This window comes from Microbacterium sp. LMI12-1-1.1, assembly GCF_040676455.1.
Lineage (GTDB): Bacteria > Actinomycetota > Actinomycetes > Actinomycetales > Microbacteriaceae > Microbacterium.
In genome coordinates this window covers 99,896-125,728 of the sequence record NZ_JBEGIA010000015.1, presented here as the reverse complement: position 1 = coordinate 125,728, position 25,833 = coordinate 99,896, and the positions used below count along the sequence as shown (strand labels likewise).

29 protein-coding genes are annotated in these 25,833 nt (G+C 69.8%); 15 read left to right on the top strand and 14 right to left on the bottom strand.

Features of this window, described 5'->3' with window-relative positions:
- Nucleotides 1-46: 46 nt before the first annotated feature.
- The 4 genes from MRBLMI12_RS14555 to MRBLMI12_RS14540 are packed head-to-tail and all read right to left on the bottom strand — an operon-like array spanning nucleotide 47 to nucleotide 5,295.
- Complete coding sequence (locus tag MRBLMI12_RS14555; protein WP_363357145.1) at nucleotides 47-1,618, bottom strand: peptide ligase PGM1-related protein; 1,572 nt, start codon at nucleotides 1,616-1,618, stop codon at nucleotides 47-49.
- Entirely contained in the window at nucleotides 1,615-2,751 is a 1,137-nt protein-coding gene (locus MRBLMI12_RS14550) for a response regulator (protein WP_363357144.1), read from the bottom strand. The genes MRBLMI12_RS14555 and MRBLMI12_RS14550 overlap by 4 nt, the downstream gene beginning before the upstream one ends.
- The gene (locus tag MRBLMI12_RS14545) at nucleotides 2,741-3,133 is read right to left on the bottom strand and encodes a response regulator (RefSeq protein ID WP_363357143.1); all 393 of its coding nucleotides are present in this window, start codon (nucleotides 3,131-3,133) and stop codon (nucleotides 2,741-2,743) included. The genes MRBLMI12_RS14550 and MRBLMI12_RS14545 overlap by 11 nt, the downstream gene beginning before the upstream one ends.
- Complete coding sequence (locus MRBLMI12_RS14540; RefSeq protein ID WP_363357142.1) at nucleotides 3,130-5,295, bottom strand: hybrid sensor histidine kinase/response regulator; 2,166 nt, start codon at nucleotides 5,293-5,295, stop codon at nucleotides 3,130-3,132. The genes MRBLMI12_RS14545 and MRBLMI12_RS14540 overlap by 4 nt, the downstream gene beginning before the upstream one ends.
- Before the next feature lie 222 nt (nucleotides 5,296-5,517).
- On the opposite strand from MRBLMI12_RS14540, the gene MRBLMI12_RS14535 reads away from it, so the two are divergent.
- Nucleotides 5,518-6,057, top strand: coding sequence for a YaeQ family protein (locus MRBLMI12_RS14535; protein WP_363357141.1), 540 nt, complete (start codon nucleotides 5,518-5,520; stop codon nucleotides 6,055-6,057).
- Between the two features lie 15 nt (nucleotides 6,058-6,072).
- Here MRBLMI12_RS14535 and MRBLMI12_RS14530 read toward each other — a convergent pair whose 3' ends face one another.
- Nucleotides 6,073-6,489, bottom strand: coding sequence for an NUDIX hydrolase (locus tag MRBLMI12_RS14530; RefSeq protein WP_363357140.1), 417 nt, complete (start codon nucleotides 6,487-6,489; stop codon nucleotides 6,073-6,075).
- Nucleotides 6,490-6,514: 25 nt separating this feature from the next.
- On the opposite strand from MRBLMI12_RS14530, the gene MRBLMI12_RS14525 reads away from it, so the two are divergent.
- Together MRBLMI12_RS14525 and MRBLMI12_RS14520 are read left to right on the top strand one after the other, a co-directional pair.
- Complete coding sequence (locus tag MRBLMI12_RS14525; protein ID WP_363357139.1) at nucleotides 6,515-8,020, top strand: SDR family NAD(P)-dependent oxidoreductase; 1,506 nt, start codon at nucleotides 6,515-6,517, stop codon at nucleotides 8,018-8,020.
- Nucleotides 8,014-8,229, top strand: coding sequence for a hypothetical protein (locus MRBLMI12_RS14520; RefSeq protein WP_349427221.1), 216 nt, complete (start codon nucleotides 8,014-8,016; stop codon nucleotides 8,227-8,229). The genes MRBLMI12_RS14525 and MRBLMI12_RS14520 overlap by 7 nt, the downstream gene beginning before the upstream one ends.
- Nucleotides 8,230-8,242: 13 nt before the next feature.
- On the opposite strand, the gene MRBLMI12_RS14515 is transcribed toward MRBLMI12_RS14520, so the two are convergent.
- Nucleotides 8,243-9,220, bottom strand: a complete 978-nt coding sequence (locus MRBLMI12_RS14515) for a zinc-binding dehydrogenase (RefSeq protein ID WP_363357138.1) — start codon at nucleotides 9,218-9,220, stop codon at nucleotides 8,243-8,245.
- 237 nt (nucleotides 9,221-9,457) lie between these two features.
- On the opposite strand from MRBLMI12_RS14515, the gene MRBLMI12_RS14510 reads away from it, so the two are divergent.
- From MRBLMI12_RS14510 to MRBLMI12_RS14500, 3 genes are all read left to right on the top strand, one after another.
- On the top strand, nucleotides 9,458-9,781 hold the full coding sequence (locus MRBLMI12_RS14510; protein ID WP_349427220.1) for a hypothetical protein: 324 nt from the start codon (nucleotides 9,458-9,460) through the stop codon (nucleotides 9,779-9,781).
- 69 nt (nucleotides 9,782-9,850) lie between these two features.
- A complete protein-coding gene (locus MRBLMI12_RS14505) occupies nucleotides 9,851-10,789 on the top strand; it encodes an SDR family oxidoreductase (RefSeq protein WP_349427218.1) in 939 nt (312 codons plus the stop codon).
- A gap of 61 nt (nucleotides 10,790-10,850) precedes the next feature.
- The gene (locus MRBLMI12_RS14500) at nucleotides 10,851-11,699 is read left to right on the top strand and encodes a helix-turn-helix transcriptional regulator (protein WP_363357626.1); all 849 of its coding nucleotides are present in this window, start codon (nucleotides 10,851-10,853) and stop codon (nucleotides 11,697-11,699) included.
- Nucleotides 11,700-11,794: 95 nt separating this feature from the next.
- On the opposite strand, the gene MRBLMI12_RS14495 is transcribed toward MRBLMI12_RS14500, so the two are convergent.
- The 4 genes from MRBLMI12_RS14495 to MRBLMI12_RS14480 form a co-directional block, all read right to left on the bottom strand.
- Nucleotides 11,795-12,553 (bottom strand): SDR family oxidoreductase, encoded by a 759-nt coding sequence (locus tag MRBLMI12_RS14495; protein WP_363357137.1) that lies wholly within the window; start codon nucleotides 12,551-12,553, stop codon nucleotides 11,795-11,797.
- A gap of 83 nt (nucleotides 12,554-12,636) precedes the next feature.
- A complete protein-coding gene (locus MRBLMI12_RS14490; RefSeq protein WP_349427213.1) occupies nucleotides 12,637-13,056 on the bottom strand; it encodes a hypothetical protein in 420 nt (139 codons plus the stop codon).
- Nucleotides 13,053-13,961 (bottom strand): RNA polymerase sigma-70 factor, encoded by a 909-nt coding sequence (locus MRBLMI12_RS14485; protein WP_349427211.1) that lies wholly within the window; start codon nucleotides 13,959-13,961, stop codon nucleotides 13,053-13,055. Before MRBLMI12_RS14485 ends, MRBLMI12_RS14490 begins: the two co-directional genes overlap by 4 nt.
- 23 nt (nucleotides 13,962-13,984) lie before the next feature.
- Nucleotides 13,985-14,779, bottom strand: a complete 795-nt coding sequence (locus tag MRBLMI12_RS14480; protein ID WP_363357136.1) for an SDR family oxidoreductase — start codon at nucleotides 14,777-14,779, stop codon at nucleotides 13,985-13,987.
- Between the two features lie 179 nt (nucleotides 14,780-14,958).
- Between MRBLMI12_RS14480 and MRBLMI12_RS14475 the strand changes: the two genes are divergently transcribed.
- The 5 genes from MRBLMI12_RS14475 (at nucleotide 14,959) to MRBLMI12_RS14455 (ending at nucleotide 19,383) form a co-directional block, all read left to right on the top strand.
- Nucleotides 14,959-15,699: an alpha/beta fold hydrolase gene (locus MRBLMI12_RS14475; protein ID WP_363357135.1), complete on the top strand. Its 741-nt coding sequence runs from the start codon at nucleotides 14,959-14,961 to the stop codon at nucleotides 15,697-15,699.
- 65 nt (nucleotides 15,700-15,764) lie between these two features.
- Nucleotides 15,765-16,697 carry an alpha/beta fold hydrolase gene (locus MRBLMI12_RS14470; RefSeq protein ID WP_363357134.1) on the top strand — a complete coding sequence of 311 codons (933 nt, stop codon included), beginning with the start codon at nucleotides 15,765-15,767 and terminating at the stop codon, nucleotides 16,695-16,697.
- 17 nt (nucleotides 16,698-16,714) lie between these two features.
- On the top strand, nucleotides 16,715-17,455 hold the full coding sequence (locus MRBLMI12_RS14465) for an SDR family NAD(P)-dependent oxidoreductase (RefSeq protein ID WP_363357133.1): 741 nt from the start codon (nucleotides 16,715-16,717) through the stop codon (nucleotides 17,453-17,455).
- A 101-nt stretch (nucleotides 17,456-17,556) separates the two neighbouring features.
- Entirely contained in the window at nucleotides 17,557-18,078 is a 522-nt protein-coding gene (locus MRBLMI12_RS14460; protein WP_363357132.1) for a DUF1697 domain-containing protein, read from the top strand.
- Between the two features lie 105 nt (nucleotides 18,079-18,183).
- Nucleotides 18,184-19,383, top strand: coding sequence for a saccharopine dehydrogenase family protein (locus tag MRBLMI12_RS14455; protein WP_349427206.1), 1,200 nt, complete (start codon nucleotides 18,184-18,186; stop codon nucleotides 19,381-19,383).
- Here MRBLMI12_RS14455 and MRBLMI12_RS14450 read toward each other — a convergent pair.
- Complete coding sequence (locus tag MRBLMI12_RS14450; protein ID WP_363357625.1) at nucleotides 19,355-19,885, bottom strand: SRPBCC family protein; 531 nt, start codon at nucleotides 19,883-19,885, stop codon at nucleotides 19,355-19,357. The genes MRBLMI12_RS14455 and MRBLMI12_RS14450 overlap by 29 nt on opposite strands.
- A gap of 5 nt (nucleotides 19,886-19,890) precedes the next feature.
- Nucleotides 19,891-20,625: a hemerythrin domain-containing protein gene (locus MRBLMI12_RS14445; RefSeq protein WP_363357131.1), complete on the bottom strand. Its 735-nt coding sequence runs from the start codon at nucleotides 20,623-20,625 to the stop codon at nucleotides 19,891-19,893.
- A 225-nt stretch (nucleotides 20,626-20,850) separates the two neighbouring features.
- On the opposite strand from MRBLMI12_RS14445, the gene MRBLMI12_RS14440 reads away from it, so the two are divergent.
- From MRBLMI12_RS14440 to MRBLMI12_RS14425, 4 genes are read left to right on the top strand one after another with little or no spacing between them, the layout of a single operon-like run.
- Nucleotides 20,851-21,816, top strand: a complete 966-nt coding sequence (locus MRBLMI12_RS14440) for an ABC transporter ATP-binding protein (RefSeq protein WP_363357130.1) — start codon at nucleotides 20,851-20,853, stop codon at nucleotides 21,814-21,816.
- The gene (locus MRBLMI12_RS14435; protein WP_363357129.1) at nucleotides 21,813-22,601 is read left to right on the top strand and encodes an ABC transporter permease; all 789 of its coding nucleotides are present in this window, start codon (nucleotides 21,813-21,815) and stop codon (nucleotides 22,599-22,601) included. The genes MRBLMI12_RS14440 and MRBLMI12_RS14435 overlap by 4 nt, the downstream gene beginning before the upstream one ends.
- A 15-nt stretch (nucleotides 22,602-22,616) precedes the next feature.
- Complete coding sequence (locus MRBLMI12_RS14430) at nucleotides 22,617-23,813, top strand: sensor histidine kinase (protein ID WP_363357128.1); 1,197 nt, start codon at nucleotides 22,617-22,619, stop codon at nucleotides 23,811-23,813.
- Nucleotides 23,810-24,427, top strand: coding sequence for a response regulator transcription factor (locus tag MRBLMI12_RS14425; RefSeq protein ID WP_363357127.1), 618 nt, complete (start codon nucleotides 23,810-23,812; stop codon nucleotides 24,425-24,427). The genes MRBLMI12_RS14430 and MRBLMI12_RS14425 overlap by 4 nt, the downstream gene beginning before the upstream one ends.
- A gap of 45 nt (nucleotides 24,428-24,472) precedes the next feature.
- Here the strand turns inward: MRBLMI12_RS14425 and MRBLMI12_RS14420 are convergent, their stop codons facing one another.
- Nucleotides 24,473-25,201, bottom strand: coding sequence for an alpha/beta fold hydrolase (locus tag MRBLMI12_RS14420; protein ID WP_363357126.1), 729 nt, complete (start codon nucleotides 25,199-25,201; stop codon nucleotides 24,473-24,475).
- A gap of 187 nt (nucleotides 25,202-25,388) precedes the next feature.
- Entirely contained in the window at nucleotides 25,389-25,757 is a 369-nt protein-coding gene (locus tag MRBLMI12_RS14415; RefSeq protein ID WP_363357125.1) for a hypothetical protein, read from the bottom strand.
- Between the last annotated feature and the right edge of the window lie 76 nt (nucleotides 25,758-25,833).

Here is a 25,833-nt window from a genome sequence, read left to right as displayed (position 1 = left end):
CGCGTGCTGAGCGGACCGCGCCGCGCAGAGCGCCGGGCAGGGCTCATCACTCAGGCAGGGCGCGCTCTGCGCGCGCACTCACGGCTTCAGCGAGCAGCACGCGGCCCGCGCGCTCGTAGAGATCCGCTGCACGCTCAGCCGTGTCGCCGACCGCCGTCATGCCGATGCGGCCGTGTTCGGTGATGGAGCTGATCATGTGGAACACGATTCCCTCCTGGTGCGACCGATCGAAGTGCAGGTTGTGGCGAGCCACCGCATCGAACAGGTCGCCGACGGACAGAGCTCGCAGTGCCTCGCCCTCGAGGTGGTCGGTCGCGACGAGATGCTTGCGCGCACCCTCGGGAGTCAGGAAGGCGCCTTCGGCATCGTCGTAGCGCCCACCTGTGAGGAACTGGAGAGTCAGGAACGGATGCGTCGTCCCACCCTTTCGCAGATTCAACTCGATTGCCCAGGGCTCCCAGACCCCGGCGTCGTCGCGAACGACGACGAAGTCCAGTGCGAAGCGCCCCACTACGCCCTCATCGGCAAGTCTGTGTGCGATGGCGAGCGCCGGAGCGCTGATGAGTCGGGAGTAGGCGGGGTCTGCGGGGAAGACGCATCCGAGGTAACTCTGCCCGCTGGGGCCGCCGAGAAGCTGATCGTGGGTGGACAGCAGTTCGATCGTACGATCGGGCAACACCCGCAGTTGCACGCTCGGGCTGAGGATCTCGCGCCCGACGATCCGTTCTTCGATTATGCCGCCGCGGGTGATGAGCGCATCCAGCAGCGCCCCCGACGTCAACGTCTCGAGCTCGGGCTGCATCCGGTCGAGGCAGTCCACGATCACCCGGCTCCGCGTCGCACCCTCGAGGCCGTGCACGCCTGCCAGATCCACCAGGGCGTTCCCGGAACCCGAGACTCCCTCGTCGAGCTTGAGGATCAGCTGCTGCGCACGGGGATGCTCGTCCAGGATCGCCTCGATCGCGCGGACGACGTCCTCGCGGGTACGGAGGTCTTCGACGCCCAGTGGATGCTGAACGCCGACGTCGCGAAACAGACGGCGGCATCCACTCTTGGTCCCCAGCGGCGCGAGGCGAGGATCCGTTCCGTACATCGGGATGCCCAGCGCCAGCGCGAGATCACGTTCGCGGTCGGTCGTGCTGTACGGGATCAGGTGGCACCGCTCCCGGTCCGGGATGCTGTCTGCGATGCGTGCGAGCGCACGCGGACGCTCGAGAAGCTTTTCGCTGAGGGTGCGCAATGTTCCGTCTCCGACGGAGATCAGAGTCAGGCGGGCGTGCGCGTGGCTCGGGATGACGCCGGGCAGCAGTGCGAGGTAGTACTCGATGATCCGCGGATCGATCGGCTGCGAGGTGACGTACGTCATTCTCAGCATCGGCTGTCGCAGCAGCAGGAGCAGGAAGAGAAACCGTTCTTCGTACGCCTGGACCATCGCCGCGGATGCGGCCGTGCTTCCGACGGCCAGGGACGGCACCACGACGACGGACTCGCCTTCGAGGTCGTGCTGCATGGATGCCCAGATCGCAGGAAGCCTCGACTGCAGCCGGTCGAAGCGGTGGTTTCGTTCGTCGTCGGTCAGCGATGACAGGGTCACAGGGGCGGCGTGGACGGCAGTCATGGAACGACTCGATCCCCTGGCGAGCGGATGCCGTCAACGGCGTATGCGCGCACGGCTCGACTGAACCCTCGAACGTCGATCTCACCGACCGCGGTGCCGACGACGTGGTCCTCAACGGCGGCGAACGCCCGCTGGGCGACAAGGATCTGACCCGCGGCCGCCGCACCACAAAGTCGTGCCGCGAGGTTTGTCACGCTTCCGATCGCGGCGTAGTCGAAGCGACCCTCGAACCCGATGCGCCCGAGCGTCGCGAATCCCTGCGCGATACCGATGCCCAGGCCGAGGTCGATCCCGCGACGGTGCCACCGAGCGGAAAGGTCGCCGATCCGATCGCGGATCTCGATGGCCATCTCGATCGCGTGGCGCGCGGGGTCGGCGCACGGGAACGGGTCGTTGAAGAACACCATGACGCCGTCCCCGGTGAACCGCTCGAGCGTGCCCTCGTAGTGCTCGATGAGTTCGCCGAGCACTGCGTGATACTCGGCGAGCACGCCCATGACATCCTCCGGCTCGCTGGACTCCGCAAACGGCGTGAAGCCGCGCAGGTCGCAGAACACCACGACGATGTCGCCACGGTGGCTCGAGAGCACGGATTCGTCGCGGTCGTCGATGACCAGGTTCACGATCTGGGGTGACAGGAAGCGCCGCAACCGGTTCACGCGTTCCAGTTCGTCGACCTGGCTCGCGACGCGCGCCTCAAGTTCCGCGTTCCAACGGGCCAGCTCAACGGCTTGATGCTCGATCACGTCGTGGTAGCGCTTCAGCCGGGCAAGAGATGCGACACGCGCGACGAGTTCGGCTTGATCGAAGGGCTTACTCACGAAGTCATCGGCACCGGCCTCCAACGCGTGGCGCTTCTCTTGATCTCCGCTCGCCGTGATCATCACGACCGGCAGGAACCGCCGGCTCGCGACCGACCGGATGCGCCGGCAGACCTCGTACCCGTCGATGCCGGGCATCATGATGTCGAGCAGCACGAGGTCGACGTCTTGCTCGTCGAGGATTGCGAGCGCCTCTTGGCCCGAGGCGGCCGTGATGACGCGATAGCCGCGCGGGCTCAGCACGGCATCGAGCAGTCGCAGATTCTGCGGGAGGTCGTCGACGGCGAGGACGACCACGGGGTCATCTGACATCGGCGCGCCCCCTGCCGATGAAGGCGCTCACCTGCGCGGGCAGGTCGCGGATACTGATCGGCTTCTCGAGGTACCCGTCGAATCCCGAACGGCTGGCCCGTTCGCGATCCTCGCGCATCGCGAAAGCAGTTACGGCAACGACGGGCACGGTGATCAGAGCGGGGTCCTCGCGCAATCGCCGAAGCGCTTCATACCCATCGAAATCAGGCAGCTGCAGGTCCATCAGCACGAGGTCGGGTTCGCAGGTTGCCGCGAGCTCGACACCTTCCTCAGCGGTCACCGCCGGCACCACCTCGAAGCCCGAGGCGGTCAGCACGTCCCGCACGAGCTTGAGGTTCAGCGGATTGTCTTCGACGACGAGCACCCGCCGGCCGCCGTTCACGGTGCATCCCCTTCCGTCGAGCCGGCGGCGAGCGCGCCGGCGAGCGCGCCCACGTCGCGTAGAGCATCGACGAGCGCCTCACGGTGTACGGGCTTGACGAGGTACGCCGACGCCCCGAGCGCAAGCCCACGTGCACGCTCGTCGACGATCGACACCACGATGACGGGCACGGCGGCGGTCGCAGCATCCGCTCGCACCCGTCTCAGCACCTCCCAGCCATCGGTGCGGGGCAGCCGGATGTCGAGCAGCACCGCGGCCGGAACGTGACGACGGATCGCCGACAGCCCCTCGTCGCCGTCCCGGGCGACCACCACGTCGACGCCCAGGCCGTCGAGGTATGCGGACGCCAGATCGAGCGAGGCGCGATCGTCCTCGACGATGACGACCGTAGGGCGTCCGGCGACATCGCCGGTCGGACCGGACGCGAGCGGCACCCGCCGCGGAATGGTGAAGCCGAAGGTGCTGCCGACGCCCACCTCGCTCTCGAGCCACATCGTTCCGCCCAGGAGGGACACGATGCGTCGGCAGAGCGTGAGGCCGAGGCCCGTACCCTCCTCGGTCTGTGTACCCCGCCGCCCCTGCTGGAACGACTCGAAGATGCGCTCCTGGTCGGCCGGCGCGATCCCGATGCCGGTGTCGGTCACCCACACGGCGCTCTCGTGCTCGCGCTCCCGCGCGTTCACGCTGACGTCACCGCCGTCGGGGGTGAACTTCACGGCGTTGCTCAGCAGGTTGACGAGCACTTGCTTGACGCGCAGCTCGTCCGACTCCACGGTGTCGAGGTCGTCGTCGACGTCGATGGAGAGATGGATGCCGTGGCGCGCGGCCCGTTCGCGCACCATCGAGACGCCGTATTCGAGGGCGGACCGCAGGGAGAACGCCGAGGGCTCGAGCTCCATGCGGCCCGCCTCGACTTTCGACAGGTCGAGGATGTCGTTGAGCAGCTGCAGCAGGTGCCGTCCCGAGCCCAGGATGTCGCGCAGGTACTCGTCCTGCCGGTCGTTGAGCTCGCCGAACATGCGCTCGAGCAGCACCTCCGAGAAGCCGATCACCGCGTTCAGCGGCGTGCGCAACTCGTGGGACATGCTGGCGAGAAACTCGGACTTGTGACGGCTGACGACCTCCAGCTCTGCCGACTTCGTCTCCAGCTCACGGAACAGCTGCGCGTTCCAGACGGCGAGGGCCGACTGGCTCGCGAAGCTCTCGAGAAACTCGATGGTGTCGCTGGAGAACTCTCCGGTCGTCCGGCGACGCACGACGAGGGCCCCGACGATGCGCTCGCCCCGCAGCACCGGCACCGCCACCATCGAGCGCCAGCCGTCCTCGTGCAGCAGGCGCAGGTGCGTATCGAGTTCGACCTCGTCGAGATCGGGAATCGCGATCGGATGCCCCTCTCTGGCCGCTCGACCGACGAGCGTGTCGTCGAGACCGACCTTGATCGTGCGCAGCCGCTCGAGCAGCCGGTCGCTCGCGTACGCACTGCGCACCGAGAAGCAGCGCTCCCGCTCGACGTACTCCATGATCGACCCGCCGTCGCAGCCGGCGAATCGAACCGCGTTCATGATGATCGTGGTGAGGACCTCGTCGAGTACCAGGCTGGAACTGACGGCGTCGCCGACCTCGCTCAGCGCCTCGAGCTGGTCGACCTTGCGACCCAGCTCGGCTCCGCGCTCCTCGAGAGCGCGCACCAGATCGATCTGCCGCACGACGACGGCCGCCTGTGCCGCGAAGGCCTGAACGGCCGACTGGGCGCGGTGGTCGAACGGCGCCACCTCCGTGCGCCATAGCGACAGCACCCCCACGACCTCGTCATCGAGCAGCATGGGTGCCGACATCAGCGTGCGGTAGCGACCGAGCTGCTGCGCGTCCTGCCTGCCGTAGCCGGCGTCGACGAGTACGTCGGCGATCTGCTGCAGCCGCCGGTCGAGGGCGACACGTCCAAGGAGGGTCGCACGGTCCACCTGGAACGGGTGCGCCGCGATGTACTCGACCATCTGGTCGGGCACGCCGACCCACGACGACAAGGCGAAGTGGTCGCCGTCGATGAGATACACCTGAGCCGCATCCGAACGACACAGACGGCGCGCACTCTCGACGATGGTGTCGAGGGCCGCGTCGGGGTCGGAGGTGGATCGGCCGAGTGCGATCAGGACCTCGTTCATCGCCGCGAACTGCTCGCTGGCGTCGATGTAGCCTCGCTGGAGGCTCTCGAACTCCCCCTCGCCGAGCCCTTCCGAACGCCGTTCGATGCTGGGCCTCCTCCCCCCGAGACCGCGCGTCCTCCGCAGATGACAGCAGCCATTGTCCTCGCGGCTGAGAGCGCTCACAAGGGAGTGGGCGGCACGGCGCGGATGAGGCGTGCGCACCGCGTAGGCTCGAACGCTATGGCAGTCGGCGCGACGATGTACACCTTTGCGGTTCAGCTGGCCGACGTCGATCGGGGGGTCTACGAGGATCTGTCGGTCCGTGTGGCGCGGCATCCGTCAGAGACCGACGCCTTCATGCTGACGAGGGTGCTGGCCTACTGCCTCGAGTACGAGGAGGGCATCGCGTTCAGCGAGGGCGTCTCGGCCACCGACGAGCCGGCGGTGCTCGTGCGCGACCTCACCGGTGCCCTTGTCGCCTGGATCGAGGTGGGGGCTCCGGATGCCGCGCGCCTGCACACCGGCAGCATGCAGGCCGAGCGCACCAGGGTCTACACGCACCGCGATCCGGCGAAGGTCGCCGCGCCGTGGGCCGGGAAGCGGATCCACCGCGGCGACGAGATCCTGCTCCACAGCTTCGACCCGGGTTTCGTCGACGCGGCCACGGCCGTGCTCGAGCGGCGCAACACGATGACCGTGTCGATCACGGAGCGGCGGATCTACCTGGACCTCAACGCGACGAGCTTCGAGACCGACGTGCACACGCAGCCGGCCGCCTGACCTCGGTATCGCGGCTCAGCCCGGGAGGAAGTTCTCGCGCGCCAGCGGTGCGATCTCGAGTCCGTCGGCGTCCTCTCGCGTGACCCACCGCAGCTCTTCGATCTCGGCGCCGATCACCGGCTGCTGCGCCCCGATGTCGGTGGCGAACACGTCGGCGACCACCAGGAATCCTGGTTCGTTGGCCGCCGCGGCGGTGTACGAGCCGAGCGGCCGCAGCGCTTCCGCATCGACCGAGATCCCCAGCTCCTCCCGCAGCTCGCGGCTCAGCGTCTGGCTCGGCGACTCGCCAGGCTCGGGCTTGCCGCCGGGCTGCATGAACGCCGTCGTGCCGGCCTTGCGCACCAGCAGCAGCTCGTCGCGTTCGTTGACGATGACCGCAGCCGAGACACGGATGCTGCGGGCGCGGGTCGGGGCGGCATCCGAAGTGGTCACGAAGGCACGCTAACAGCTACCGCGCATGGCGCCCGGCGTAGAATCACGTGTGCTTCCCGATTCCTCCGCCCCCTCCGACCTGCCGCCGAGCGGCATCGACCCGGACGATCTCGCGACCACTCTGCGCGTGCTCGACAACATGGCGGGCCTCGACGAGACGCACCCCGACTTCGTCGCCGTCCGCCGTGCCACCGCGGCGATGTTCAAGGCCGTGAAGAAGGTGCGGCGGCGTGAGATCCGCGACGCGATCGCGCAGGCCGACCGTGCGGTCGTCGCCGCCACGGCAACCGGGGCGCCCGACCGGATCGACGACGAGACGCGCGGCATCCCGATCTCGACGGCGACGACCGCCCCCACCGCCGGCACTCTCCTCAAGGCCCGCGGCTGCTACATCTGCAAGCAGCCGTACACCGTGGTCGACGCGTTCTACCACCAGCTCTGCCCGACCTGCGCCGCGATGAGCCACGCCAAGCGCGAAGCCCGCACCGATCTGACCGGCAAGCGCGCGCTGCTCACCGGCGGGCGGGCGAAGATCGGGATGTACATCGCCCTGCGGCTGCTCCGCGACGGCGCGCACACGACGATCACCACCCGCTTCCCCCGCGATGCCGTGCGCCGCTTCAGCAGCCTGCCCGACGCGCCGGAGTGGATCGACCGGCTCAAGATCGTCGGCATCGACCTGCGTGATCCCGCGCAGGTGATCGGCTTGGCGGAGGATGTCGCGGCCGCCGGCCCGCTCGACATCCTCATCAACAACGCCACTCAGACGGTGCGCCGTTCGCCGGGCGCGTATCAGCCGCTCGTGGATGCCGAGCTCGCGCCTCTGCCGGACGGGCCGCTGCCCGAGCTCGTCACGTTCGGCCACACCAACGACCGGCACCCGCAGGCGCTGGAGCGCTCGGTGACCGCCCACCCGATCCTCGCCGCGGCAGCCGCTCGCGCCGACGAGCTGACCGAACAGGCCATGTCCGCCGGCTCCAGCTCGCTCGAGCGCCTCGCCGCAGGCACGGCGATCGACGCCGGCGGGCTGATCCCCGACCTCGAGCACACCAACTCGTGGGTGCAGAGCGTCGACGAGGTCGACCCGCTCGAGATGCTCGAAGTGCAGCTGGCGAACACGACCGCACCGTTCCTGCTCGTCTCCAAGCTGCGGCCGTCGATGGCGGCCAGCGCTGCGCGCCGCACGTACATCGTGAACGTGAGCGCGATGGAGGGCGTCTTCAATCGCGGGTACAAGGGGCCGGGGCATCCCCATACCAACATGGCCAAGGCTGCCGTCAACATGCTCACCCGCACGAGCGCGCGCGAGCTCTTCGAGACCGATCGCATCCTGATGACGAGCGTCGACACGGGCTGGATCACCGACGAGCGCCCGCACCCGACCAAGGTGCGTCTGGCCGAGGAGGGCTTCCACGCGCCCCTCGATCTCGTCGACGGCGCCGCGCGGGTCTACGACCCGATCGTGCGCGGCGAGGCGGGCGAAGACCTGTTCGGCGTGTTCCTCAAGGACTACGCCCCCGGCGCATGGTGAACCTGCCCGAGCCGGGTCACCGCGTGGTCGTGCGGTACCTGCTGCCGACCGGGCAGGCGACGGACGCGCTCGGCGAGCTGTTGAGCGCGGATGCCGAGACCGTGGTCGTCGACGGCAAGCGCGGCGTCGAGCGCATTCCGAGGGGCGCGATCATCGCGGCGAAGGAAGTGCCGCCGCCGCCCGCACCTCGGCGGGCGGCAGCGTTCTGAGCCACGCCGTCGCTCAGAACCTCAGCAGCACCTTGCCGGAGCGTCCGGGCACGGCGCTCGCCGCGGCGGCGGACCGCGCCTCTTCGAAGGGGTAGACGGCATCCACCGGGAGCGAGACCTCGCCCGACCCGATGCGCTGCACCAGCTCGGCGAACAGCGCGCCGCGGGTGGCGGCATCCATCGTCCGGCTCACCGTGCTGCCCCAGAAGCCCTTCACCGTCGCCTGCTTGAAGATCAGGTCGCCGGCCGACAGCTTCAGGGTGCTCGACCCCATGGAGCCGAACGAGACCAGTGTGCCGCCCTCGCCGAGCAGCGACAGGAGGTCGCCGGCGGCGTCGCCGCCGACCGAGTCCACCGCTGCGCGCGGCGCATTCTCGCCCAGAATCTCTGCGGCCCGCTCGCGCCAGCCGTCGGATTCGGTGGAGACGACATCATGGATGCCGAGCCCGGCCAGCTCCGTCACGCCCGCGTCGCGCCGCACGAGTCCGAGGACGTGCACGCCGCGCGCCGCCGCGAACTGCGCCACAAGCTTGCCGACAGCGCCGTTGGCGGTGTTCTGCACGATCCAGTCCCCCGGCTTCACGTCCAGGTAGTCGAGCAGGCTCAGCGCGCTGAAGGGCATGGAGATGAGCTGCGCGGCGGTCTCATCGTCGACGGAGTCCGGGACGGGAACGAGGCCGGCAGCCTTGGTCACGAAGAACTCGCTCCAGACTCCGAACGTGCCGCCGGTGGTCACGCGCTGCCCGACCTGCAGCTGCTCGACGCCCTCGCCGAGCGCATCGATGACGCCGTAGGCCTCGGTTCCGGCGCCGGCCGGCAGCTCGGGCTTGAAGCCGTAGGTGCCGCGGATCGTCCAGAGGTCGTGGTTGTGGATCGGAGAGAGCACCGTACGCACCCGCACCTGACCCGCGCCGGGCTCGGGGAGCGGTCGCTCCGCGACCTCCAGAACGTCGGTCGCGTCGCCGAAGGTGGAATGGATGAGTGCGCGCACGGTGGTGCTCCTAACGAGATTCATGGCTGCCGGATCGAGCGGCCACTCGGTGTTATAGCCCAGCATCCCTCGAACTCATTCCCCCTCGCCCGTCGCGACGAGCCGTCGACCGGTCCGCGGAAATCGCCCGCCCGGCCGACGGTTAGCCTGAGAGCGAACGACGAGAGGCGACCCGGGAATGAGCACACGAGACACACACGGCGACATGCACGCTTGCGTGCTCCCGGCCTGATCGCCATGAGCACACCCCCTCACGGCACGCGCCGCATCCAACTGACCCTGCACAGGCCCTGGTTCGCCCTCTACGCCCGCATCAAGCCGACGCTCGTGATCGCGGGCCGCGGCCAGCCGGCCCAGTGGGGACTGGGCACCTGGCAGGTCCCGGCGGACGAGACCGTCGTGGTCGGGGTGTTCCTGTTCAACCGGATGTGGCGCTTCGGGCAGGCCGAGTTCGCCCTCGAGCCCCACCATGCGCCGGCTCTGCGATATCAGGCACCGGCGCTGCCCTTCCTCCCTGGCCGGATCCGCGTCCATACCCAGGGATCGTCAGTCCCCGGATGACAGCGCCCTGAATCCGCCGCGGCGGACGCAAGAGCATGGAGGCAACCCCTCGAACAAGGAGCCTCCCTCATGCCGAAGACCCTCGACATCCCCGTTCCCGACCTCACCGGCAGACTCGCCCTCGTCACCGGCGCGAGCGACGGCGTCGGCTTCGAGATCGCCGCACGCCTCGCGCGCGCCGGCGCCGGCGTCCTCATGCCGGTCCGCAGCCCGCAGAAGGGCGAGACCGCCGCGGCGCGGATCCGCGAGCGGACGCCGGATGCCGACATCCGTGTCCTGCCGCTGGATCTGTCGTCGCTCGAGTCGGTGTCGTCCCTCGCCGATCGGCTCCTGGCCGACGGGCGGCCGATCGACCTTCTCATCGCGAACGCGGGTGTCATGAACCCGCCCACTCGGCAGCTGTCCGCCGACGGATTCGAGCTGCAGCTCGCGACCAACCACCTCGGGCACTTCGCGCTCGTCGCACGGCTGCTGCCCCTCCTCCGCGCCGGACGCGCACACATCACCAGCCAGGTGAGCATCGCCGCCGATCAGGGCGCCGTCAACTGGGACGACCCGAACTGGCAGCACGGCTACGACCCGATGAAGGCGTACAGCTCGTCGAAGATCGCGTTCGGCCTGTTCGCGATGGAGCTGCAGCGGCGGTCGGATGCCGCGGGCTGGGGCCTGCGCAGCAACCTCTCGCACCCCGGGATCACGCCGACGAACCTGCTGTCCGCGCAGCCCGGGATGGGCCGGCCCGACGACACCACGGCGGTGAAGTTCATCCGGGCGATGTCGCGGCGCGGCATCCTCGTCGGCACCCCGTCCTCTGCGGCGCTGTCGGCCGTTCATGCGGCGACGAGCCCCGATGCACGCGGCGGGCGTCTCTACGGACCCAAGGGCTTCCGCCACCTGAGCGGACTGCCGGCCGAGCAGCCGCTGTACTCTCGGCTGCAGAGCGAGGCCGATGGGGGGCGCATCTGGGAGCTGTCGGAGCAGCTCACCGGCGTGCGAGTGCCGGCGTGACCGCCGTCCCCGGAGGGATCCGCGATCCCTGGCTACGGACCGACGGATGCCGCAGACTCGGATGATGGACAGAGCACAGCTCGCCGACTTCCTGCGTCGACGTCGCGAAGCCCTCCAGCCTGAAGACGTCGGGCTCCGGCGTGGGCCTCGGCGGCGCACGTCGGGTCTGCGCCGCGAGGAGGTCGCCGCGCTCTGCGACATGTCCTCGGACTACTACAGCCGGCTGGAACAGGCCCGCGGGCCGCAGCCGTCCGAGCAGATGCTCGCCGCCATCGCTCGAGGCCTGCGGCTGACGCTCGACGAGCGCGACCACCTGTTCCGCCTCGCCGGTCACACCGCGCCGACGCGGACGCTGCGCAGCGAGCACGTATCGCCCGGCCTCATGCGCGTGCTCGACCGCCTCGCCGACACGCCCGCCCAGGTGATGACCGAGTTCGGCGAGACCCTCGCCCAGACCCCCGCGGCCCGCGCACTGTTCGGCGATGAGACCCGCTTCGACGGGTACATGCGCAGCGTCGGCTACCGCTGGTTCCTGGATCCGTCGGCCCGGGATGTCTACCCCGTGGAAGACCACCCGATGCACTCGCGGGCCTTCACGGCCGACATCCGCACCGCCTACGCGAAGTTCGGCGCCAGCTCGCGCGCCGGCGCGATGGTCGACGCGCTGCTCGCCGAGAGCCCCGAGTTCGCACAGCTCTGGGAGGCGCACGAGGTGCGCTCCACGCACCCGCGGGAGAAGCGGCTGCAGCACCCCGAAGTCGGCGTGATGGACCTGCATTGCCAGTTCCTCGTCGATCCCGAACAGGGCCAGACGCTACTGGTTCTCACCGCCACCCCGGGCACCGAGAGCTACGACCGGCTGCAGCTGCTGTCGGTGATCGGCACACAGCAGCTCGCGGCGGGCCGCTGAGACGTCGCCGCGAGGCTGGCGAGGGGCGGGCGAGACGAAACGCCCCGAGAGCCGGGGCGTTTCGTCCGCCTGCGGTCGACGATCCGTTGCCGGGTTCAGTCGCGCGGCGGGTTCGCCGGCAGCCACTCGTCCAGCGTCGTGCCGAACACCTGCACACCCTCCACCGGCATGAGCGTGCGCTCGTGCATGCGCGCGCCGAAGTAGGGGGCCTCGGGGTCGGTCACGACCTCGCGCGGGTCGCCACGGAACGCCAGCCCGCGGCGCACCAGCTCGTCGAGTCCCATGACCTCGGGCCCTGCGATCTCGATGTCGGCGTTCAACGGCTCACCGGCTGCGGTGCGCGCGACAGCCGTCGCGACGTCCTCCGCGGCGATCGGCTGCATGAGGTTGTTCGGCAGGTGGATGCCGTCGTCCTTGCCCGACACCGCGGCGATGCCGCCGATGAACTCGAAGAACTGCGTCGCGTGCACGAGCGAGTACGGGATGCCCGACTCACGGATGAGCTTCTCCTGCGCCGTCTTGGCCGCGAAGTAGTCGATGTCGTTGGGCCGATCGGTCCCGACGATCGTGAGGGCCACGTAGTGTCCGACGCCCGCCTCCCGCGAAGCCGCGACGAGGTTGTTCGTCGAAGTGGTGAAGAACTGCATCACGTCGTCGGGTGCGAACGAAGGCGAGTTCGACACGTCGACGACGACATCCGCGCCCTGAAGCACCTCGGCGAGGCCCTCGCCGGTGATGGTGTTGACGCCCGAGTTCGGCGACGCGGGGACGGCCGCGTGCCCGTGTTCGGTGAGCTTCGCGACGACCTTCGAGCCGATGAGCCCGGAGCCTCCGATGACGACGACCTTTGCCATGATGTGCCTTTCGTTCGAGGAGCGCGGGGAGGTGTGCGCTCATCAGCTACGACAGGGCAGGCGCTCGATCTGTGACAGCGGGGTCAGTCGACGCGCCAACGACTGAGCTTGTCGGGGTTCACGACGAGCCATGCCTGCACGACGAGACGCCTGCGCACACGGATACCCAGGACCCCGGTCACCACGCGGCTACGGCACACGACGAGCCCGGGCACCCCGTTCACCGACGCGATGCGCAGCGACACCTCGGGGCCGAGCAGCACACCGGACAGGTACCGGGTGACCTCTCGCGCACCGCGAAGCGCCGCCGGCGGTGCGGCCACGACTCCGCCGCCGTCGACGGTCAACTCGACGCCGGCGTGCATCATCCGTCTCAGCTCACACGGGTCGCCCGTCGCTGCGGCCGCAACGAGCGCGTGCGCGACGCGATCGTGCTGCACGGCGCTCGCCCTCGAACCCCGCGGGAAGACGTGCAGCCACGACGCGCGACGTGGGCTGGTCACGCCCCGACCTGGGCGACGTGCCCGAGCTTGTCCGGGCTCATCACCCAGTGGATCTGACGGATGCCGTCCGCCGACGCCGTGATCATCGCCACGGTGGTGACGACCCCGTCCTCGGAGATCGTCGCCGCGGGCTGTCCGTTGAGATGGACCCAGTCGACGGTCTTGCCGATCCAGAAGTGGCTCGAGAACGCGGCGACGAACTTCGCGACGCGGCTGCGGCCGGCCACCGGAATGCGGGCCGCCAGCTTGACCCCGTTGCCGTCGGTGGTGCTCACGACATCCTCGGCGAACAGCCGCTCGAGGCCCGTCACGTCACCCTTCTGCGCAGCGACCAGGAACGCCTCGAGCAGGCGCCGCTGCTCGGCGGCGGCGACCTCCGCCTTGCGGGCCGACGCGAGGTGCTTGCGAGCACGGCTGACGAGCTGACGGGCACTCGCGACGGTGGCGCCGATGACATCGGCGATTCGCTCGTACGGGTAGTCGAGCGCCTCCCGCAGGATGTACGCGGCGCGTTCGGTCGGCGAGAGCTTCTCGAGCACGAGGAGGATGGCGAACTGCAGCGCTTCGCCGCGTTCGGCGCCGAGAGCCGGGTCGTCGTCGGTGTTGACAGGCTCCGGCAGCCACGGCCCGATGTACGTCTCACGACGCGCGTGTGCGGACTGGGTTGCATTGATCGAGAGCCGCGTCGCGACCGTCGCGAGGAACGCGGCGGGCTCGCGGATGTCGGCACGATCCGCGTTCTGCCACCGGATCCAGGTCTCTTGAACGATGTCCTCGGCGTCGGCCACCGTGCCGAGCATGCGGTACGCGATGCCGAAGATGCGGCGCCGGTGCTGGTCGAAGACGGCGACCGCCTGCACGATGTCGTCGATCTGCTCGCCGGTCTCCGACGTCTGTTCGGTCATGCCCGCCGCTCCTCTCGCCGCGCTCAGCGTACGCCCGCAGCGGCCGGCAGAAGGAGGTCGTCGCCCGCGTGCGGAGCCACCTGCCAGTCGTGGAATCGGGTCGACGCGATGGTCGCGTCGTGGCCGGGCAGCAGCTCCCAGCGATCGAGCTGCGCACCGAAGTACGTCGCGAGCGGGTCGGCGACGACCTCTCGCTCGTCGCGGCGGAACCGCAGCTCGCGCGCGGCGAGGTAGCCGAGCTCGAACACCTCGGGGCCGGCATGCTCCGTGACCCCGCCGGTCGGCCGGACGAGGGCGGCACGCGCGACCGCCGCGGCGACATCGTCGGCCGCCATCGGCTGGATGAGTGCGTCGGCGACGTGTGCGATGCCGCTGCGGGTGGCGGCATCCGTGATGCTGCGGATGAACTCGAAGAACTGCGTCGCGTGCACGATCGTGAACGGACGGCCCGAGGCCGCCAGGAGACGCTCCTGCTCGGCCTTGGCCTGGAAGTACCCGCCTTCCGAGCGGGCGAGGCGGTCGGTTCCGACGACCGACAGGACGACATGGTGCCGTACCCCGGCGGCATCGCCGTAGGTGAGAAGGTTCAGGGTCGATCCGTTGAAGAACTCGCGGGCACCCGCCTCATCGGTGTAGGACGAGTTCGACACGTCGACGATGGTCTCGACTCCGGCGAGCGCGTCGGCCAGACCCTCCCCCGTGAACGAGTTCACGCCGACCGCCCGTGCGACGACGACGACGTCGTGCCCGGTCGCCCGCAGTCCGGCCACGACCCGTGAGCCGATCAGCCCGGTTCCCCCGATGACAGCGATCCTCATGTCGAACCCTCTCTGTTCATCGCGCGCGGGAAGCGCACGTCTCCAGCTGAGACCGGACGCCGTCGCGATCTGTGACACGTTTCCCTGTTTCGTCGCATTTCGTTTCCGGCGGTCACAACTGCCCGCCGCGGCCGGTCTTGGCTGACAACATCCCTCGTCCACCCTCGAAAGGAACAGACATGTCCGAGCAGAAGCCCACCATCGTCCTCGTCCACGGCGCGTTCGCCGAGTCATCCTCGTGGAACGGCGTCATCGCCCAGCTGCAGCAGCACGACGTCCGCGCGGTGGCCGTCGCGAACCCGCTGCGCAGCCTGGCCGGCGACGCCGCCTACGTGCGTGATGTGCTGGCGTCGATCGACGGCCCGATCGTCCTCGTCGGCCACTCGTACGCCGGGCTCGTCATCACGGAGGCGGCGGCGGGTAACGACGCTGTCGTCGGCCTCGTCTACGTCGGGGCGTTCGTGCCCGAGACCGGCCAGAGCGCGTTCGACCTGTCGAACAGCGCGCCCGGCAGCACCCTCGGCGACGCGCTCGCCGCGTACCCGGTCTCGAGCGGTGGCAACGAGTTCGTCATCCGTCCGGAGCTCTTCCACCACCAGTTCGCCGCCGACGTCTCCACAGAGGTCGCCGCGCTGATGGCCGCCACGCAGCGCCCGGTCACGAAGGCCGCGCTGTCGGAGGGTCTGCCGACCGAGCACCCGGCGTGGCGCGACATCCCGTCGTGGCATGTCTTCGGCGAGCTGGACCTCAACATTCCGGTCGCCGTGCACCGAGCCGGTGCCGAGCGCGCCGCATCACGAGGCACCCACGAGATCGCCGGTGCCTCGCACGCCATCTCGGTGTCGGAGCCCGCTGCGGTCGCCGCGACGATCGCCGAGGCGGCCAAGGCCTACGTGGCGAGCCTCTCCGCGGCAGCGTGACAGACCCGCGGCGCCCCGGACGACGGTCCGGTCTCCGGGGCGCCGCCCCACTCGAGAGGCAACCCATGCTCACCGCATTCCGCACGCCGCTGCGCACCATCGACGCCGGCGAGCTCACCGTCGCCTACATCGACGCCGGTGATCCCGCTGCCGAGCCGGTCGTGCTGCTCCACGGCTTCCCGTACGACATCCACAGCTACGTGGACGTCGTGCCGCTGCTGACGGATGCCGGCTACCGCGTCCTCGTCCCCTCGCTTCGCGGGCACGGGCCCACGGCGTTCCGCGAGGCACGCACCATCCGCTCCGGGCAGCAGGCGGCTCTCGGGGCCGACCTGCTCGCATTCATCGACGCCCTCCAGCTGGAGCAGCCCATCCTCGCGGGCTACGACTGGGGCGCCCGCGCCGCCTGCGTCGTCGCCGCGCTCTGGCCCGAGCGTGTGGGAGGGCTGGTGTCGGTCAACGGCTATCTGATCCAGGACATCTCGGCAGCCGGCATCCCGCTCGCGCCCGGTCTGGAGGCCGGATTCTGGTACTTCTGGTACTTCGCGACCGAGCGCGGCCGCGCCGGCCTGTCACAGGACCCGCGGGGGATCGCCGACGTCATCTGGCGCCGCAACTCCCCCGCCTGGACGTTCGACGACGCCGACCTGGCTCGCGCCGCCGCAGCGTTCGACAATCCCGACTACGTGGACGTGGTCATCCACTCGTACCGACACCGGCTCGGCCTCGAACCCGGTGCACCTCAGCACGTCGACCTCGAGCGCCGCCTCGCCGCGCTGCCGCCGATCAGCGTGCCCACGATCACGCTCGACGGCACCGCCGACGGCAACTTCCCCGCGACCGACGGATCGCAGCACGACCGGTTCTTCACCGGCCCGCGCCAGCATCGACAGATTCCGGATGCCGGACACCACCTGCCCGCCGAAGCGCCGCACGCCTTCGCCGAGGCCATCCTCGATGTCGCCGAGCCGCCGGGCGACGGCGCCGGAACCCCCTGAACCACGAAGGAGAAGCAATGTCATCGGATCTGCAGGGAAAGGTCGCACTCGTCACGGGTGCCTCCTCAGGAATCGGTCGTGCCACCGCGCTCGCCCTCTCACGCGCCGGGGTGAACGTCGCCGTCGGGGCCCGCCGGGTCGACCGGCTCAAGGAGCTCGTCGAGTCCGCGCCTGCCGCGATGCTCGCCGTGCATCTCGATGTCACCGACGAGCAGTCGGTGACGGATGGCGTCGCCGCGGTCGTCGAGAAGTTCGGCCGCCTCGACGCCCTCGTCAACAACGCCGGGCTGATGCAGAGCGGCATGATCGTCGGCGCCGACACCCGCGAATGGGTGCGAATGGTGCAGACGAACCTGCTCGGCTCGATGTTCGCCGTGCACGCCGCGCTCCCTCACCTGATCGCCTCGATGGGCGCGGTGGTGCAGGTCTCTTCGACGGCGGGCCGCACGGCGTCCCTCGGCAGCGGCGCCTACGCCGCGACCAAGTTCGGCATCACCGCGTTTTCGGAGTCGCTCCGGCAGGAGGTGACCGCAATGGGCGTGCGGGTGATCGTGATCCAGCCAGGCTTCGTCGCCACGGAGCTGACCGACCACATCACCGATCCCGTCATGCGGGCCGCGGCTGCGGAGATCGGCCAGTCGATGCGCCCACTGGCCCCGGAGGATGTCGCGGAGGCTGTCGTGTACGCACTGAGCCAGCCGACTCACATCTCGGTCAACGAGATCCTGGTACGGCCGACCGACCAGGTGCGTTCATGAGCGGCGCTGTCTGAAGCCTCGCGTTGCACGGCGCACGCCGCCATCTGCGTGACGTAACGGCTCTCGTCTGTGCCGTCGGTGTCGCCGTCTACGCTCGGGGCATGCGGTGCGTCGCCTTCATGCGGAACGTCAATCAGGGTCAGCGTGGCCATCCCTCGACGAGCGACATCGTGGCGGGGTTCGCCGACGCCGGATGCCCCAGCGTCCAGACCTTCCAGAGCAACGGCACCATCCTGTTCGACTCCGACGAGCCGGCGTCGGTGGTCGAACAGGCGGCGGACGCGGTCGCGGCGCGGTCGGGCCATGCGCGGGAGATTCTCTGGATCCCGCTGTCCGAACTGGGAGCGGTCGTCGACGAGCACGGCGGCACGCCGGAACCGCGCCGATTCGAGTTCACGCTGCACAGCGGCACCCGCATCGACCCGCACGATGCACGCGTGGCGAGCCTCGCGGCGGAGTATCGCTGCTCCATCGTCGACGCCGGGCAGGGGTGGGCTCTCGTCCGCAACGAGGTCGAGGGCGAAGGCCACGCGACCCCCGTGCTCGAGAACCTCACCGGAAAGCGGGCGACTTCTCGGGGGCTGCCGACGCTGATCCGGCTGGTTGCCCGCTTCGGTTCGTGAGGCCCCGTCGCACGGCACGGCATCCCGTTGCGCCGTCCTAGGCGGTCGGTCCGTCGTGCGCAACCCGGTGTCGGCGCGGGCCTCGCGCACCTAGGCTCGCGTCACATGAGCGAGAACGTCCGCGACTACGACATCGTCCTGCTCGGTGCCACGGGTTTCGTCGGCAGGTTCGTGGCGCGGCACCTGGCAGGATCGGCGCCCGATGGCGTGCGGGTCGCACTCGCCGGCCGATCGCGCTCCCGCCTGGAAGACGTTCGCCGTGAACTGGGCGTCGACTGGCCGATCATCGAGGTGGACACGACGGACGAGACCGCGGTCGCTCGGCTGGCAGCGTCGACATCCGTCGTCGCGACGACGGTCGGACCCTACCTGCGCTACGGCACGGAGGTCGCCGCCGCGTGCGCTCGGGCGGGCACCTCGTACGCGGACCTGTCGGGCGAGAGCATCTTCGTCGCGCGCAGCATCCAGCGCAACCACGACGTCGCGCAGAAGAGCGGCGCGAGGATCGTCCATTCGTGCGGCTTCGACTCGATCCCCTCCGACCTCGGCGTCGGCCTCGCCCATGCAGCCGTCGGCGGTGTGCCGATCGTCGCTGCCACGCTGCGGGTGCGGTCGCTGCGCGGCGGCATCAGCGGCGGGACGATCGACTCGCTTCGTCAGCAGATGAGAGAGGCGAAGACGGATGCCTCCGTCCGGCGCCTCATCGCGAACCCCTACGCCCTCACCCCCGGTCCGACCGTCCGCCTGCCGGGTCACGCAGGCAACGGGTGGGGCAAGGAACGCGGCACGTGGCAGGCGCCGTTCGTCATGGGCGCCTACAACCAGCAGATCGTCCAGCGCAGCAACTACCTGACGGGCTGGAGCTACGGCCAGCTCATGCGGTATCGCGAAGTCGTGACGACGGGTCGTGGCGTCGCCGGCTTTGCTGCGGCGGGGGCGCTCGTTCTCGGGACGGCGGCGTTCGTGGGCGCCATGTCGTTCGCGCCGACCCGGGCGATCCTCGATCGCGTGCTTCCGGCACCGGGCACCGGTCCGGGTGGGAATGCCGTCGAGCAGGGCCGCTTCGCCCTCGATGTCGACGTCTACCCCGTCGAAGGCGAGCCGGTGCGCGCCCGCGTCGCGGCCCCGTTCGATCCCGGTTACGGCGGGACCGGCATCATGCTGGCAGAGGCGGCGCTCAGCCTCGCGCTCGACGAACTCCCGGATCGCGCCGGCGTGCTGACGCCGATGGTCGCCATGGGCGAGAGGCTGGCGGATCGGTTGCGGGCTCACCGATTCACGCTGGATGTCGCCCCGCTGAGCTGATCCCGGCGGGCACCCGGCCCCAGGCAAGAGATCGCTCGGGGGTGCGCGGGCCGGTGAGGCGACGGTCTTCCGCCTCGAGCACCCGCGTCAGCCCGCGGAAGTCCCGCAACAGGATCCGCCTGAGGACGAAGGTCGGCAGCAGAGCCACCACACGCAGCCAGCCCGCGACGTCGCCTGCGTAGTCGGCGAGAACGCGCGTGCCTTCGCCTTCTGGCACGCACACGTACTCGACCCGCGAGTTCCACGGCGACGTGGAGTGCCAGACCACGCGGTGTTCGGGCTCGATGACCTCGAGCACGTCCGCGAAGCGCACCTTGAAGGGACCGAGGATGCGATCGACCGCCCACCAGCGGCTCCCTATCTCGGGCAGTCCCTCGCCGATCCGCTGTCGGAACTCCACTGCCGGTGCGAACTCCGGCCAGCGCGCCGGATCGGCAAGGTACGGAAACACCCGCGCGGGAGGATGAGAGAGCCGTGCGTCCAGGCTCACGCGCCGCCACATGGTCGTCACACCATCTCGGGCACCGGGCGGTCGGGATACAGCTCCCGCATCGCCTGGTCGTACTTGCGCTTCATCAGCAGGAGATACAGAAGCCGGATCGGCGCGGGGATGTTCTCCCGCATCCACTCCTCGCGCTCGCCGTCCGGCACGCTCGCGATCAGCAGCCCGACCTGCAGCGCCATGACGTCCTTGCCGAGCTCCTTGCGATGGGCGGACAGCGTCTCGCGCGTGTGCTTCTCCATCCAGTCCCACTCCTGCTGCGACATCACGGCCCCGGCGACCGGCATGATGTCGTCCTCCTCCTGCTGGAGATGCGCCCCCAGAGTGTCGCGCAGCGTCTCGATGTCACCGGCGAACGCGTCCCGAAGACCGGGATCGGCGGTGGCGACCCAGGGCGCCAGCTGCGGCTCGATGCGGGCGAGCTGCGCGGCGACCTCGGCGTGCTGGGCGCGCATCTGGTCGACATGCAGCGTGCACCCCGGATCCCGCGTCGTGAGCCGGTCCCACAACGCGATGTCCTCGGTCTCGTGATGCATGTGCAGCGCGTAGAAATCGAGATGCGCGTACCGGCCGACGATCGCCGCACGTTCGACATCCCCGGCATCCACCTCGCGGATCAGCAGCGGCAGCTCTCGATAGAGCCAGCGCAGGATGCGGTGCACGAGGATCAGGCCCGACGTGTCACAGCCCGCGTGCTGCCCCTCAGGCAACGCTCCTGACGACGGCAGTTTGGCAGCCATGTCGTACCCCCAGTTGTCCCCCGCCGACGCCGGGGCTCGCCAGCAACGAGGGGCGCAGACAGCCGCACGATACACCCGCCGGCGGCCCAGCACATCACCCCGAGGCGATCGCATGCGGCATCCGGCCCGACGGGCTTATCAGGCGCTGGCTCGGTGACAGATGTCATCGTGAGGTCGTGACACCAGGCCGAGGCACGGGGACACGGCCAGGGCAAGGCTGGTGACATGAACGAGATGCACCTCACCCATCCGGCCCCGCCCCGCGCAGCGGCCGGTGCGCACGACCACGTCGCTGCCGTCGAGCTGACGAGACTGACGAAGTCGTACGCGGCCGTGCGGGCGGTAGACGAACTCACCCTGCGCGTCGAGCGCGGTGAGATCGTCGCCCTCCTCGGCCCCAACGGCGCCGGCAAATCCACCACGACCGAGCTGATCCTCGGTTTGGCGAGACCCGACGCCGGATCCGCCACGGTCTTCGGCCGCGACCCGATCGCTGCGGTTCGTTCGGGTCATGTCGGGGCGATGCTCCAGGCCGGCGCGCTGCTCGCCGACACCCGGGTGATCGACGTCCTCGAGCTGATGTCCGGTCTGCACGCCCAGCCGCTCGCCGTGGGCGAGGTCGTCGATCGGGCCGACCTCGGCGGATTTCTCAAGACGCGGACGGACCGGCTCTCCGGCGGCCAGGCTCAGCGACTGCGCTACGCGCTCGCACTGCTGCCCGACCCCGACCTGCTGATCCTCGACGAGCCCACCGTCGGGATGGATGTCGAAGCACGCCGCAACTTCTGGCGTTCGATGCGCGAGTTCGCCGACGCCGGGCGGACGGTCCTGTTCACCACCCACTACCTCGACGAAGCCGACGACTTCGCTCACCACATCGTCGTGCTCGCCGAGGGCCGGGTCGTGGCCGAGGGGACAGGTGACCAGATCCGGTCGCGCGTCGCCGGGCGCACCATCACGCTCGCCGCCGCCGGTATCGACTCGGCTGTCCTGCGCGCGCTGCCCGGCGTCGTGGCGATCGTGCGGGTCGGCGCCCGTTGGCACCTGCACACCACGGACTCGGATCGCACCCTGCGCGCCCTCCTCCGCGATCATCGTGCCCGCGACCTCGAGGTCACCGCCGCCACGCTCGAGGATGCCTTCCTCTCGCTCACCACCCTCCCCGACGCCACGCAAGGAGCACTCTCATGACCACTCTCACCGACCAGCGCCCGACGCCCCGATCGGGTGGGCTGCCACCGGCACTGCACTACGCGGTGCATAGTGCGCTGCTCACAGCGAAGAACGTCAGCTTCGTGGTTTTCACCGTCATCATGCCGGTCACGCTGTATCTCGTGTTCTCCGCCATCTACGGCGGCGAGTCCGACGCCGGGCTCGCCTCGGCGATGATCATGGTCTCGATGGCCGCATACGGCAGCCTCGGCGCCGCGATGAGCGGGGGCGCCCAGCTCGCGCTCGAGCGTCGGTCCGGCTGGTTCCGGCAGCTGATGATCACGAGCGTCCCGCCACGGTTCTTCCTGTGGGCGCGTGCGGCCGTGACCATGCTCCTCGTCCTTCCCGCGCTGCTGCTCGTCTTCGTGGCCGGCGCATTGCTCGGCGGGGTCACCGCCACCGCTGGCCAGTGGCTTGCTTCGCTGGGCCTGATCTGGATCGGTCTCCTGCCGATGACGGTGCTCGGCATGGTCGTCGGGGTGTGGGTCAAGGCGGAGGCGGTCCAGGGCGTGACGACCATGCTGCTCCTCGCCCTTTCGCTGCTCGGCGGCCTGTGGTTCCCGGTGGACACCATGCCGCCGGTCATGGAGGCGGTGGCGCCCGCCCTGCCCACCTACTGGCTGGGTGAGCTCGGCCGCTTCCCCTTCCTGCCGAACGCGGAGTTCCCCTGGGGAGCGATCTGGGTGCTGCTGGCATGGTCGATCGTCCTGACAGTCCTCGGTGCACTCGGCTATCGTCGAGCCGCGGCCACCAGCAAGCGCTGAGCACGAGGAGGCGCCATGGCTCGATCGGTCCTCAACGGCCTGTTCCAGCCCGCGCCCTTCGGGCCGGGCGACGATCCCGATGCCGCACCGTGGGCGCTCCCCGGCGGGCCGACCGACCTGCCGTATCGCTGGCATCGGGTGCGGCCGAACCTGTTCCTGACCTACCTGGCCGGCATCGTCTTCCTGGTCTTCGCGATCCCGACGATCTCCGATGGCGTGGATCCGGTCGGGCTCGTCCTGCGGACCAGCTATCTGGTCGTCTTCGCCGTGGCCTACGTCGGCGCGGCGTGGACGGCCGACGCCCCGCTCTGGCTCCGTTGGTCCTACGTCGCCGGCTTCACCGGCTTCGTGGTCATCGGGGCGCTGCTGTGGGGGTGGGAGTTCGCCAGCTTCGGGGCATACCCCGCTATCTTGATGGCCAGCCTCATCCCGTGGCACCAGGCCCGCTTCGCCCTGATCGGCTGGGCGCTCGCTCTCAGCCTGGCCGGGCTGCTCGGCCAGCTGTGGATGCCGGTCCTCATCGCCGCGCTCTCAATCGGCGTGGGGCTCGGGATCGCAGGCTGGATGGAGAGCAGCCGGGTCAGGCGCATGCTGGAGCGCAGCCAGGCCAGGGTGGAGCTGCTCACGGTGGCCGCCGAACGCGCCCGTATCAGCCGTGACCTGCACGACATCCTCGGACACTCCCTCACCGCCATCACGATCAAGTCGTCGCTGGCGGCCCGCCTCGCCGACACGGAGCCCGCCGCGGCGAAGGAGGAGATGGCCGCCGTCGAGGCGATCGCCCGCCAGGCTCTCAGCGACGTCCGCGCCACCGTGTCGGGAATGGCCGAGATCCGGCTCGCCACCGAGATCGCCAGCGCGCGCTCGGTGCTGCTGGCCGCAGGCCTCGAAGCCCGAACGCCGGTGGCGCTGCCGACGTTGTCCGATGCGGTCAGCGAGCTGTTCGGGTTCGTGGTCCGCGAGTCCGTCACCAACGTCGTCAGGCACGCGGAGGCCACGCGGTGCATCATCGACGTCGACGAGCACAGCGTCGAGGTGCGCGACGACGGGGTCGGGCCCGGTAAGGGCCGGTCAGGGCACGGGCTGACCGGACTCGCCGAACGCGTCGCCGCCGCCGGCGGCGTGTTCGAGATAGCGGCCGTCGCCGGCGGCGGCACGTCCGTACGCGCCGACCTCGCCCCAACGCCCCAGCCGAACCGGAGGGTGCCATGATCAGGGTGCTCATCGCCGACGACCAGGCGATCATCGCCGAGGCCCTCGCCGCGCTGCTGCGCACCGAGCGCGACCTGGAGGTCGTCGCTCTGGCCAACAGCGCGCCCGAAGCGGTACGCCGAGCCGCCGAAGTCGATCCCGACGTCGTGCTCATGGACGTGCAGATGCCCGGTGCAGCCGACTGCAAGGACGGCATCGACGCCACCGCGGCGATCGTGGCCGCCGACCCCGCGGCGAAGGTCATCGTCTTGACGACCTTCGGCAGGCCCGGGTATCTGCGGCGCGCCATGGAGGCCGGCGCCGTCGGATTCATGGTGAAGGACGCCTCGGCCGACCGGCTGGTGGATGCCATCCGGCGGGTCTCCGCGGGACTGCGAGTGGTCGATCCGGCGCTGGCCGCTGCCAGCCTCAGCATCGGAGCTTCCCCGCTCACCGAGAGGGAGACTGAGGTCCTCGCAGCCGCCGCCGGGGGCGGGTCATCGGCCGCGATCGCGGCGGCGACGTTCCTCAGTGAGGGCACCGTGCGCAACCACCTGTCGGCGGCCATCGGCAAGCTCGGTGCGGGCTCGCGGGCCGAAGCCGTCCGGATCGCGACCGACAACGGCTGGCTGTGAACCCAGCGCCGCTATCGAAGGAGGTCGAGCAGTTGCGGGCGAAGGTCACCTCACCGCGGCGACCGCCGCGTGAATCGCGTCGAGCGTGACCTGGGGGTGCGAGATCATCGAGACGTGCGAGGCCTCGACCTCGGTCACGGTGGAGCCCGCTCGCGCAGCCATCCGGCGCTTCGTCTCGATAGGGATGACCTTGTCTTCCGTGCCGAGCACCGCCCAGCTCGGGATCGACTTCCAGGCCGCGGGGCCCGAGGGCGTGACATTCGCGACGATGGATGCCGGACGCTGGGTCGCCACGATGAGCCACCGGTCGCGCTCCGGCAGGTCCTGTGCGAACGAGGCGTGAACAACGTCGGGCTTGAGCCAGGCATCCGCTGCGCCCTCGGGCGCGCCGGGGTATCCCGCAAGGTCGAGCACCGTCGTCGGGTCGGCCACGGCGAGCGCCGACCCGGATCCCTCCAGAATCCCCAGGACCGTCTCCCCCTCGTCGGGGATGAACGCGTCGACGTAGACCAGCGCGCGGACATCGCCGGCTACTCCTGCGTTCGTGATGACGGCCCCACCATAGGAGTGACCGACGAGCACGACAGGACCTGATGTGCGCTGCGCGAGGAATGAGGCCACGTAGGCGGAGTCGCTCGCGAGTCCGCGGAGTTCGTTGGGTGGAGCGAATACCGTGTAACCCTCGGACTGAAGCGTGGGGATGACGGCGTTCCAACTCGAGGAGTCGGCCCAGGCGCCGTGGACGAGAACGATGGTCGGGGTGCTCTCTGGCATTGCGGCTTCCAATCACGCGGCGCCGCAACGGCGGGCGACGCTTCCGACGGGTGGGAGTGCGCCCAGACGCCCGACGCAATGGTCACAATAGGGCCGCAACGACCGCACCACTAGGGCTGGGCGGAGATCCCGGGCCGTCGAGCGATCCGGCGCATGTGGCCGCGATCACGCCGTCGGCACGCCAGGCTCAACCGCGGCCCGACCTTGCCGCGGTGATGATTCGCGCCAGTGCCCAGCCAGCGGCAGACACGAGTGGCACACTCACGATGATGAGGGCGACCGGATTCGGCAGGAACCTGGCCCCGTTCGGACCACTCACATACGCGCCGATAGGCAGAACGTAGCCTCCGCCACCACCCCCGGTCCCCTCACCCTCACCCTCCGGCATCGCTCCTCGCTGCGGCCATTTACCGGAGCCTCCGCCGCCGCCGAAGCCGAACACGACCAGGGCCGCCGGGACGATCTCCCGCCCGCCTAGGGTGGAGCTTTCTCCGAACGCAATCTTCGCGCCCCATGACGGCACGGAAGCCGTCATGCTCTCGATCGGTGTTTCCATCAGCCGAAACCCTCCGCTCACGTATGGATGGCGAGCTTTCCGGGATGTGCGGACCAACACCCGCCGACGTCACACC

Coding starts and splice junctions, on each gene's coding strand:
- MRBLMI12_RS14555 (WP_363357145.1), bottom strand. CDS start 1,618: ATGACTGCCGTCCACGCCGCCCCTGTGACCCTGTCATCGCTGACCGAC.
- MRBLMI12_RS14550 (WP_363357144.1), bottom strand. CDS start 2,751: ATGTCAGATGACCCCGTGGTCGTCCTCGCCGTCGACGACCTCCCGCAG.
- MRBLMI12_RS14540 (WP_363357142.1), bottom strand. CDS start 5,295: ATGAACGAGGTCCTGATCGCACTCGGCCGATCCACCTCCGACCCCGAC.
- MRBLMI12_RS14535 (WP_363357141.1), top strand. CDS start 5,518: ATGGCAGTCGGCGCGACGATGTACACCTTTGCGGTTCAGCTGGCCGAC.
- MRBLMI12_RS14525 (WP_363357139.1), top strand. CDS start 6,515: ATGGCGCCCGGCGTAGAATCACGTGTGCTTCCCGATTCCTCCGCCCCC.
- MRBLMI12_RS14520 (WP_349427221.1), top strand. CDS start 8,014: ATGGTGAACCTGCCCGAGCCGGGTCACCGCGTGGTCGTGCGGTACCTG.
- MRBLMI12_RS14510 (WP_349427220.1), top strand. CDS start 9,458: ATGAGCACACCCCCTCACGGCACGCGCCGCATCCAACTGACCCTGCAC.
- MRBLMI12_RS14505 (WP_349427218.1), top strand. CDS start 9,851: ATGCCGAAGACCCTCGACATCCCCGTTCCCGACCTCACCGGCAGACTC.
- MRBLMI12_RS14500 (WP_363357626.1), top strand. CDS start 10,851: ATGATGGACAGAGCACAGCTCGCCGACTTCCTGCGTCGACGTCGCGAA.
- MRBLMI12_RS14495 (WP_363357137.1), bottom strand. CDS start 12,553: ATGGCAAAGGTCGTCGTCATCGGAGGCTCCGGGCTCATCGGCTCGAAG.
- MRBLMI12_RS14485 (WP_349427211.1), bottom strand. CDS start 13,961: ATGACCGAACAGACGTCGGAGACCGGCGAGCAGATCGACGACATCGTG.
- MRBLMI12_RS14480 (WP_363357136.1), bottom strand. CDS start 14,779: ATGAGGATCGCTGTCATCGGGGGAACCGGGCTGATCGGCTCACGGGTC.
- MRBLMI12_RS14475 (WP_363357135.1), top strand. CDS start 14,959: ATGTCCGAGCAGAAGCCCACCATCGTCCTCGTCCACGGCGCGTTCGCC.
- MRBLMI12_RS14470 (WP_363357134.1), top strand. CDS start 15,765: ATGCTCACCGCATTCCGCACGCCGCTGCGCACCATCGACGCCGGCGAG.
- MRBLMI12_RS14465 (WP_363357133.1), top strand. CDS start 16,715: ATGTCATCGGATCTGCAGGGAAAGGTCGCACTCGTCACGGGTGCCTCC.
- MRBLMI12_RS14460 (WP_363357132.1), top strand. CDS start 17,557: ATGCGGTGCGTCGCCTTCATGCGGAACGTCAATCAGGGTCAGCGTGGC.
- MRBLMI12_RS14455 (WP_349427206.1), top strand. CDS start 18,184: ATGAGCGAGAACGTCCGCGACTACGACATCGTCCTGCTCGGTGCCACG.
- MRBLMI12_RS14450 (WP_363357625.1), bottom strand. CDS start 19,885: ATGTGGCGGCGCGTGAGCCTGGACGCACGGCTCTCTCATCCTCCCGCG.
- MRBLMI12_RS14445 (WP_363357131.1), bottom strand. CDS start 20,625: ATGGCTGCCAAACTGCCGTCGTCAGGAGCGTTGCCTGAGGGGCAGCAC.
- MRBLMI12_RS14440 (WP_363357130.1), top strand. CDS start 20,851: ATGAACGAGATGCACCTCACCCATCCGGCCCCGCCCCGCGCAGCGGCC.
- MRBLMI12_RS14435 (WP_363357129.1), top strand. CDS start 21,813: ATGACCACTCTCACCGACCAGCGCCCGACGCCCCGATCGGGTGGGCTG.
- MRBLMI12_RS14430 (WP_363357128.1), top strand. CDS start 22,617: ATGGCTCGATCGGTCCTCAACGGCCTGTTCCAGCCCGCGCCCTTCGGG.
- MRBLMI12_RS14425 (WP_363357127.1), top strand. CDS start 23,810: ATGATCAGGGTGCTCATCGCCGACGACCAGGCGATCATCGCCGAGGCC.
- MRBLMI12_RS14420 (WP_363357126.1), bottom strand. CDS start 25,201: ATGCCAGAGAGCACCCCGACCATCGTTCTCGTCCACGGCGCCTGGGCC.
- MRBLMI12_RS14415 (WP_363357125.1), bottom strand. CDS start 25,757: ATGGAAACACCGATCGAGAGCATGACGGCTTCCGTGCCGTCATGGGGC.